The organism is Halalkalibacterium ligniniphilum, assembly GCF_000334155.1.
Taxonomy (GTDB): domain Bacteria; phylum Bacillota; class Bacilli; order Bacillales; family Bacillaceae_D; genus Halalkalibacterium; species Halalkalibacterium ligniniphilum.
In genome coordinates, this window is record NZ_ANNK01000018.1 from 1 (window position 1) to 8,362 (window position 8,362).

The 8,362-nt window shown below is 43.6% G+C and carries 11 protein-coding genes; 9 read left to right on the plus strand and 2 right to left on the minus strand.

Annotated features, from left to right (window positions below; translation table 11 throughout):
* From BLT_RS0101570 to BLT_RS0101605, 7 genes are all read left to right on the plus strand, one after another.
* Nucleotides 1-473 (plus strand): amidohydrolase family protein (locus BLT_RS0101570; RefSeq protein WP_017726077.1); only part of this gene is annotated, 473 nt, incomplete at its 5' end.
* On the plus strand, nucleotides 470-1,195 hold the full coding sequence (gene nagB / locus BLT_RS0101575) for a glucosamine-6-phosphate deaminase (RefSeq protein WP_017726078.1): 726 nt from the start codon (nucleotides 470-472) through the stop codon (nucleotides 1,193-1,195). The genes BLT_RS0101570 and nagB, both read left to right, overlap by 4 nt.
* Nucleotides 1,196-1,222: 27 nt before the next feature.
* Complete coding sequence (locus BLT_RS0101580; protein WP_017726079.1) at nucleotides 1,223-1,945, plus strand: GntR family transcriptional regulator; 723 nt, start codon at nucleotides 1,223-1,225, stop codon at nucleotides 1,943-1,945.
* 36 nt (nucleotides 1,946-1,981) lie between these two features.
* On the plus strand, nucleotides 1,982-2,719 hold the full coding sequence (locus tag BLT_RS0101585) for an SIS domain-containing protein (RefSeq protein WP_017726080.1): 738 nt from the start codon (nucleotides 1,982-1,984) through the stop codon (nucleotides 2,717-2,719).
* Between the two features lie 521 nt (nucleotides 2,720-3,240).
* Nucleotides 3,241-4,662, plus strand: a complete 1,422-nt coding sequence (locus tag BLT_RS0101595; RefSeq protein WP_152414252.1) for a tetratricopeptide repeat protein — start codon at nucleotides 3,241-3,243, stop codon at nucleotides 4,660-4,662.
* Between the two features lie 59 nt (nucleotides 4,663-4,721).
* On the plus strand, nucleotides 4,722-5,009 hold the full coding sequence (locus tag BLT_RS0101600) for a hypothetical protein (protein ID WP_017726083.1): 288 nt from the start codon (nucleotides 4,722-4,724) through the stop codon (nucleotides 5,007-5,009).
* A 42-nt stretch (nucleotides 5,010-5,051) separates the two neighbouring features.
* Nucleotides 5,052-5,954 (plus strand): accessory Sec system S-layer assembly protein, encoded by a 903-nt coding sequence (locus BLT_RS0101605; protein WP_017726084.1) that lies wholly within the window; start codon nucleotides 5,052-5,054, stop codon nucleotides 5,952-5,954.
* Between the two features lie 180 nt (nucleotides 5,955-6,134).
* On the opposite strand, the gene BLT_RS0101610 is transcribed toward BLT_RS0101605, so the two are convergent.
* Nucleotides 6,135-6,581 carry a hypothetical protein gene (locus tag BLT_RS0101610; RefSeq protein WP_017726085.1) on the minus strand — a complete coding sequence of 149 codons (447 nt, stop codon included), beginning with the start codon at nucleotides 6,579-6,581 and terminating at the stop codon, nucleotides 6,135-6,137.
* A gap of 219 nt (nucleotides 6,582-6,800) precedes the next feature.
* Here BLT_RS0101610 and BLT_RS21195 point away from each other — a divergent pair, with 219 nt between their 5' ends.
* Together BLT_RS21195 and BLT_RS0101620 are read left to right on the plus strand one after the other, a co-directional pair.
* A complete protein-coding gene (locus BLT_RS21195; RefSeq protein WP_017726086.1) occupies nucleotides 6,801-7,382 on the plus strand; it encodes an REP-associated tyrosine transposase in 582 nt (193 codons plus the stop codon).
* 202 nt (nucleotides 7,383-7,584) lie between these two features.
* Entirely contained in the window at nucleotides 7,585-7,854 is a 270-nt protein-coding gene (locus BLT_RS0101620) for a hypothetical protein (protein ID WP_017726087.1), read from the plus strand.
* A gap of 360 nt (nucleotides 7,855-8,214) precedes the next feature.
* Here the strand turns inward: BLT_RS0101620 and BLT_RS24885 are convergent, their stop codons facing one another.
* Nucleotides 8,215-8,346, minus strand: a complete 132-nt coding sequence (locus BLT_RS24885) for a LuxR C-terminal-related transcriptional regulator (protein ID WP_394295489.1) — start codon at nucleotides 8,344-8,346, stop codon at nucleotides 8,215-8,217.
* Nucleotides 8,347-8,362: the final 16 nt, after the last annotated feature.

An 8,362-nucleotide genomic window follows, 5' to 3' on the forward strand; every position in this document is an offset into this window, starting at 1 on the left:
CAGGAGCCGCTTTATTGAAGGATGAGCTTCTTGTTGAAATCATTGCCGATGGCATTCATGTTATCCCTGAAATGATTCAACTTGCGTATAAGCAGAAAACCAGTGAGCGCCTCATCTTAATTACGGATGCGATTCGGGCCAAATGCTTGAAGAACGGCACCTATGATTTAGGAGGGCAAGAGGTGCGTGTTGAAGCCGGTGAAGCCACGTTAGGCGATGGTACGCTTGCGGGCAGCATGCTGAAAATGAAGGATGCGGCAAAGAACATTCAATCGTACACGAACGCTACGCTCTCAGACATAATAAAAATGACATCTGTCAATGCAGCAAAGCAACTGAACGTTTTTGACAGAAAAGGAAGCATTGCCATAGGAAAGGATGCAGATTTTGTCATTGTTGACGAAGCGTTCGATGTCGTTATGACCTTTTGTCGAGGGAAGCTTGCTTATGAAAGAAAGGAGTCGTACGAGTGAACATCATCAAGGTTGAGAGCTACGATGAAATGAGTCAGAAAGCAGCTGAGTTGATCATTGAGAAAGTGAAAAATGTTGGTCGGATGAACCTTGGTCTTGCTACAGGAGGCACGCCAAAAGGGCTGTATCAAAAGCTTGTTGAAGATCACAAAGCGAATGGAACGTCCTATAAAGAGGTGACGACCTTCAATTTGGATGAGTATGTGGGTCTTTCGGCGACTCATCCAAACAGCTATAATGATTATATGAATCGTTTTTTGTTCAATCATATCAATATTGATAAATCGAATACACACCTCCCGAACGGATTAGCCTCTGATTTAGAAAAAGAGTGTAAGCGTTATGAAGCAAACATCGATGCTTCAGGTGGCATTGATCTTCAAGTGCTAGGGATAGGAGAGAACGGACATATTGGCTTTAATGAGCCTGGAACCTCTTTTGATTCACGTACCCATGTCGTCAAGCTTGAAGAATCAACACGAAAAGCTAATTCTCGTTATTTTCAGGCGATGGATGAGGTGCCAACCCATGCAATTACAATGGGGATTGCCACGATTATGAAGAGCAAAGAAATCCTGCTGTTAGTATCAGGAGCGAGGAAGGCGAAAGCGATGCACAGATTATTGAATGGTGAAGTGAGTAGCGCCTTTCCAGCATCGATCCTAAAACAGCATAGGAACGTGACCATTGTTGCTGATCATCAGGCACGATCAGGAGGGTGATTAGCCGTTGAAAGGAGTCGAACATGGATGATTGATAAAAGCTCCCCTCTTCCGATTTATTATCAACTGGCCGAACAGCTTAAGAAACGAATTGAGAGTGGCGAATTACAGCCAGGGGATGCCTTGCCTGCTGAGAGGGAGTACGCTGAACAGCTTCAGATCAGTCGTATGACGGTCCGACAAGCGATTAACAATCTCGTCAATGATGGCTACTTATACCGTCAAAAAGGAAAAGGGACGTTTGTAGCGGAGAAAAAATTAGAGCAGCAGCTCGTTGGCTTAACAAGCTTTACAGAAGATATGAAAGCGAGAGGACTCGTTCCGAGTAGCAGGCTGCTTCACTTTAAAATTGTTCCAGCAACGGATAAAATCGCTGACCAGTTGAAGATAAATAAATATGAGCCGGTTTATGAAATCGTACGGATTCGCCTTGCCGATGACGTCCCAATGGCGTTGGAAACAGTCTATATTTCGGCGAACCTTGTCATAGGATTGACTGAGGAGGTCATTCATCATTCCCTTTATCAATACATTGAAGAGAAGCTAGGCTTTACCATCAGCCGGGCTACGCAAACGTTAGAAGCAGCCCTTGCCTCCGAGATGGAAATGAAGCATTTAAATATCAAGAAGGGTGTCCCCATTCTTCTCATTGAACGGCATACGTTTTTGGAGGATGGCGTGCCGCTAGAATATGTGAAGTCTTCCTACCGGGCGGATCGCTATAAGTTTACCATTAACATGAACCGCTGAGGTGAAACAAAATCATTAGCAATTGAGGGAAAAAAGATGCTGAATGATTATTTTAAAGAAATTACAAACACGTTGGAGCGTGTAAAAGAACAAGAGGAAGAGAACCTGCATGAGGCGGCAAAAATGATTGCCGATTGCATCGAGAATGACGGGGTCGTTCACCTTTTTGGCTGCGGTCATTCTCACCTGTTAGCAGAAGAGGTGTTTTATCGTGCAGGAGGGTTAGCTCCGATTCACCCTCTGCTCATGGAGGATTTTATGCTTCATAAAGGTCCTGTTCGTTCAACGAAATTAGAACGAATGAATGGTGCAGCGCAAGCAGTGATGGAGCATCAGGATATCCGCAAGGGCGATGTGATGGTTGTTATCTCCAATTCGGGGATTAATCCGGTCCCGATTGATGTGGCGCTGATCGCAAAGGAAAAAGGCGCCGCTACGATTGGGCTCACCTCGGTCAGCTATTCAAAAAGTCGTCCTTCAAGGCATGTAAAGCAAAACCATTTGTATGAGGTTGTTGATCTCGTCATTGATAATCATACCGAAGCTGGAGACGCCCTCATCAAGCACGAAGGCGTCAAAGCGAAGTCCGGCCCTAGCTCGACGGTTGTTGGCGCTGCGATCCTGAACGGTATTTTTGTACAAGCCGTTCAGCTGCTCATTGATCGCGGCATCGATCCACCTGTCTTTTTAAGTGGAAATTTAAAAGGGGCTGACGAGCATAACCAGCAGCTAATCGACAAATACAAAAAGAGAATCCCATTGCTGCGCCAATAGTGGGTCCAGAGCAGAAGTGCCCGAAGCATTAGTGGTCAGAGCAGAAGTGCCCAGAGCGTGAGAGCCCGAAGCATTAGTGGTCAGAGCAGAAGTGCCCAGAGCGTGAGAGCCCGAAGCAAAAAGGGTCAGTGCAGAAGTGCTCAGAGCGTGAGAGCCCGAAGCAAAAAGGGTCAGTGCAGAAGTGCTCAGAGCGTGAGAGCCCGAAGCATTAGGGGACAGGGCAGAAGTGCCCAGAGCGTGAGAGCCCGAAGCATTTGTGGTCAGAGCAGAATTGCCCAGAGCGTGAGAACCCGAAGCATTAGGGGACAGGGCAGAAGTGCCCAGGCTGGAGGAGCCCGAAGCATTAGGGGACAGGGCAGAATTGCCCAGAGCGTGAGAGCCCGAAGCAAAAAGGGTCAGTGCAAAAGTGCACTGACCTTTTTGCAATGAAGAAATTATTCAGTTTCATCAATTTGTTGATGAATCCTATAAGTGAGAGAGAAAACGAAGCCTTTAAGCAAGTCTTAGAGAAACGAAGCGACATGATCGCAAACTTAGGTCAGGAAGATGAGATTTTTGAAATCTATATGATTTTTCTCTACCTTATTTTCCTTTACAAACAAGAAGGACAGACTGTTTTTACAAGCATGTTTGAAAAAGAGAAAAAGAAGGGGATGCGCTTGACCACGGCTTCGATTATTGAACAATGGCCTGAGACAACGGTATTCAGTGTGTTCAACGTGGTAAACCGAACAGACCATCATGAAGAAGTACGCGATTTATTAACAGGTGAGACGTATACTGTTCTCTTAGTCGATCATGTTGACGATGGGTACGGAAATTTGGGCTTAGGCATGCTCTTTAAAAATCAGAAAGGGTATCACTTTTTCCCTGAGTTTGTTGCTTTAGAGCCTGGTTTAGAGGAAGCCTTTTTTGATGTGTTTCTTTTCAGTGCTATCGAGCGTTATGCACAACCAGAAAACAAGATTCGCGAATGGTTGGCCAATCATCCGTATGAGTTACTCGATCATTTTATTAGGGTGCTGGCATCTAAGCCAGATATGGATGAAGACATTCAATTAACCGCTAAGCAGGAAGAGGTAATTGACGAGTTAGATGAAATGCTAGCGTTTGAATATGCGGAAATGGGTCTCGATAAAATCGCTGTGTTATTGTGGGAACAATACTGCAAAAGGCAAAATCCAATTGTAAAAAAGCCAAGTGCGTATGCTGCGGCCATTGAATATTTGATCAACCAGTTCCCATTTTCCCCTTTTTATTTTACACAAAGTGAGTTAGCGGAAAAGTATGGCGTCTCTGCTGGTGCAATCGGTCGAAATGCGAAAAAAATCGAAAGCACCCTTGCTGATATAAACGACGATATAATGCAATACTTTGCAAATGACATCGAAAATCCATTTGAGGTGGAAGATAACGAGGTGCCATTTCAGCCTTTTGCTGGAGAACGAGCGATGGCGAAAATTCAAGAGGAGTTGAGTAAGCATAATTTTGAATCTCTAGACGAACTGAACGCTTACCTGAATGAATTGATGGCCCGTGAAGATGAAATTGAAATGAGCGAGTCCGTACAGGCACAGGACTACGTGTATGAAGCAATGGGGGCGTCAGGAAAAAAACGGTATGAGCTCATTCAGGCTGCTCTGAACCTTAATCCGAAAAATGTGGATGCCCATGTGTTATTAGGGGATGAAAGTATGAGTGTGGAGGAAGCAGCGAAGTACTATAAAAAAGCGATTGCTTTAGCGGAACAGGAGATTCAACGGTATTTGGAGCAGAATAGAGGGGATTTCTGGGTCATTCATAAGACGCGGCCATACATGTGTGCATTGGATGCATATGCCGAATTATTGAATACGATAGGTGAATCGGAGAGAGCAGTAGCGATTTGGGAGGAAATGCTAGAGCTAAATCCTGATGACAATCAAGGGATCCGTTTTATCTAGAGAGCGGACAATATGCAAAGTGTAAGCCACTATTTGATAAATATGGGGATGACGGAAGCTTGCACCTTATCTATGGCTACATCCTCTATTTATTTCATACGAGTAAGGGGAAAAAGGAGCTTGAGAAAGCGATAAAAAAAGCGCTTGATCGCAATCCTCATGTTCCTGCTCGGCTGAAGCAAATACAGCTTGTACCGTCACTGCCTCATGCAAGCTACCAAATTGCTAGCCCTGAAGAGGCGGAAAGCTACGTCTTCATTAAGAGGGGTCAGAGCAAAAATGCTACGGACCACGCAGCCCGGAGCAAGAAGGGTCAGAGCAAAAATGCACTGACCCCAAATTTATGATAAAATAAGGGGAAGTAGTATTGTTACTAAGGAGGCCCCTAGATGTTATCTTTTTTTAAAAATAGGGATGAAAATGAAAAGTTAGAGCTTGAAGGGCAGGATAGCTCTGTTTCATCGACGGATCTATTAAATGAACAATCTGCAACTAGTAAAAATGAAGAGATTCATCCAGAATTGTCTTTTCACCCTGATTGGATCGTTTCAAAAGAAGACCAATATGCGTTTCAGTTTTTAAATGGGGAGTGTGCTCCGTTAAAGCCGAACCAAGTCTCGCTTACAGGAATTGAAATCCAAAAAGACGAGTTAAAAAAAGAACTTCATGTTACAGCGTTTATTCGAAATAGCCTCGATAAAGCGATCTCGATTTCTGAGACAAACCTCGTTTTATTGGACAAGGATGACAAGGTTGTTGGTCGGAAAGAATTTGACCTTAAAGAGGTAGGAGAAATTCCTGCCTTAAGCAGTCGCCCATGGGTTTTTGTGTTTACGGAGAAAGACTTGTTTTCTAAAGAGGTGCCAAATACGGGTTGGAAGCTTGCATTCTTACTTGAACAAAAGCATAAGCTTGAGCTTGATTCAAGCTGGGAGAAGTCTTTACCGGAGGAGCAAAAGGATAAGCTTCGTCAATTGGTAGACCAAATCGAGCCGCCTAAAAAGGGAGAAATCAACTTTATGGGGCTGCAGGCGCAGCAGAAGGATGAACAATTACATGTCATCTTGCTTATTCGCAATGGTTCAGAAAAGAACATTAATCTTGAACAGCTTCCTCTTCATGTGGAGGATGCAACGGGTGAGGTTGTTGCAAAAGGTGGATTTAAATTAGACAATCTCACCGTAAGAGCGAATACAACCAAGCCGTGGACATTTATCTTTCCTAAAGAAATGGTCACGAAGGAAAACCCTGACCTCAGCCGATGGAAAGCGTACACGCCACAAAATTCTTAATAAAAGGGGGTCAGTGCAGTTTTGCCCAGAGCCAAACTGCACTGACCCTTTTTGCACCAGATCATAAATGCTCAGAGTACTTCTGCTCCGTGCCAATGTGGTCAGGGCGCTTTATAGGCTGACCCTATCTGTTAAAAACAAAGAGGGTCTTCACACGAGAAGGGCTTCTTTGTTTGTTGTCTACTCTAATGTAATATTAGCAACATTTTCTCCGTCCTTAACGGCCTGTACATTTACAGCCAAGTCAGGATACTGCGCTTTGATTTCTTCGGCATATCGCTCAGCAAGCTCTTCAGCTGCGCTATCTTCTAGCTCTGCATCAAGCATAATTGTGCCAATCATCATATCGTCTTGACGATACACTTGCCCTCCAAGAACGCCTTCTTCATCAAGAAGCTGTCCTGTTAAGGTTTCATCCTCAGTGATTCCACCTTCATTGTCGGTGGCCTTGCTTTCTGACTCTTCCGTTGCATCAGGTTCTGTTGCTTCATCTGTTTGGTCAGTTTCAACTTCCTCTGTGTCGTTGTCGTCAACAGGTGTTGGCTCTTCATCAGCGGAGCAAGCTGCGAGAATCCACAAAGCAAAAAATCCACTTGCTAAGACATATAAAGGCTTTTTGAATGTCATCTTTTTTACCCCCCTGTAAAGTAAGTCCAAATCATGTCCAAATCAACTATACTATTTCCCACAACCATATTCAAGCAAAGTAGGGGTCAGAGCAAAAGGGGTCGGTGCAAAACTGCCCTGTCCTCTATATTATTTTTGAAGGATTTTCACTTTTTTTAGCGAATGATGTAGAGGAAACGTTTTTATTTTACTCATAATTATTAAGAAAGGGTGATGCACTTGGCAAGAAAACGAAGGCCTTCGTTTCCCGGAGCAATCTACCATATAACAAGTCGCGGGAACCGAAAAGAGATCCTTTTTAAAGATGACACGGATAGAAAGATGTACCTAAGATTGCTTAAAGCTACGAATGAAAAATATCCCTTTACCCTCCACGCTTATTGCCTCATGACAAACCACATTCATTTGCTTCTCGAAACGAAAGAAAGCCCAACGAAGGATATCATGAGATATTTGCATTCAAGGTATGCCACGTATTTTAATCAGAGACATGATTTAGTAGGGCATGTATTTCAAGGACGTTATCATGCTGAATTCATTGATTCAGCTACGTATTTCATCGAAGTTAGTCGATATATTCACTTAAATCCTGTGAAATCTAATTTGGTGGACAAACCCGAACACTATTCCTGGAGCAGCTATAATGCTTACTGTGAAAAAGACTTCAATAATCTCCCCTTTCTTTCAACGAATCGAGTCCTCTCTTTTTTTGAATTCTCATCAACCGGTGCAGCAAATGCTTACAGCGATTTTATCAATGCAAAAGACGACTGGGTGCAAGATTCGGCACAAAATAACTAAAAACCGACCAATGAACAACAAATAGGGTCAGAGCAAAATTGCCTTGGCCCTATTTACTCGGATCAATTACAGCTCTGACCCTATTTGCCCGGTGCAAATCTCTCCCGAGCCAAATCGCTCTGCCCCCAATTATTTTTCATATAAGTGGGCAAACTACCATAGAAAAAGTACGACAAAAATCGAAATATTTTTGGAGGACAGCATGCCGTATTTTAACGGACAAATTATTTCAGGTGAGTTTGATAACGAAACAAATATCTTCTCCTTACAAAAAGTGAAATCCTTTACCACAGAATCGAGTTTAAAAGAAAACCAATTGCACGACCTGTACAATTATTTAAAAAAGCACGAGCATGAGAAAGAGGGCCAAATCATTACCCTCTATGATCAAATGCTCGTGCCACTCACACAAGTGGAATTAAAAGCTCTCATGTCTGACCTAGAATTCGTTCAAACAAAATACCAGCAGTAGAGAGGAGGGGCTCAGAGCTCATCGGCTTTGTCCTGTTCCTCCCAGTGCTAAACTGCCCCGGCCCCATTCGCCCCGAGCCTGTCTGCTCAGGTGCCAACTGCCCTGTTGCCATCCGCCCCGAGCCGGACTGCTCTGGTGCCAACTGCCCGGAGCCCATCCGCCCTGGTCCCATCTTATCTCTTAATTTTGTGGAACTATTTGCCTATTTATGGTTCGGGTATTCATTTGTAAAAATCAGTATAAACTGATAAAAAAGCAGCGAAATTAATTGAAAAGCTTACAGAATATTTGTATAATTTTATCTTAGATAGGATAAATTTCTTGTTTGCTTGTTGCAAACAAGGTGGAGAGAAAGGCGAACTAAACGTTGAAGGAACGGTCTTTAAGGCTGTTGCGCATTTTTTTCAGTGCCTGCTTTCGCCATGTTCCGACCGTGTTGGTGGAAACGTTTTGTTCCGCTGCAATTTCACCAGTTTTCTTTCCGACAATAATCGCTTCATAGACCCAT

Coding starts and splice junctions, on each gene's coding strand:
- BLT_RS0101580 (WP_017726079.1), top strand. CDS start 1,223: ATGATTGATAAAAGCTCCCCTCTTCCGATTTATTATCAACTGGCCGAA.
- BLT_RS0101585 (WP_017726080.1), top strand. CDS start 1,982: ATGCTGAATGATTATTTTAAAGAAATTACAAACACGTTGGAGCGTGTA.
- BLT_RS0101595 (WP_152414252.1), top strand. CDS start 3,241: ATGATCGCAAACTTAGGTCAGGAAGATGAGATTTTTGAAATCTATATG.
- BLT_RS0101605 (WP_017726084.1), top strand. CDS start 5,052: ATGTTATCTTTTTTTAAAAATAGGGATGAAAATGAAAAGTTAGAGCTT.
- BLT_RS0101610 (WP_017726085.1), bottom strand. CDS start 6,581: ATGACATTCAAAAAGCCTTTATATGTCTTAGCAAGTGGATTTTTTGCT.
- BLT_RS0101620 (WP_017726087.1), top strand. CDS start 7,585: ATGCCGTATTTTAACGGACAAATTATTTCAGGTGAGTTTGATAACGAA.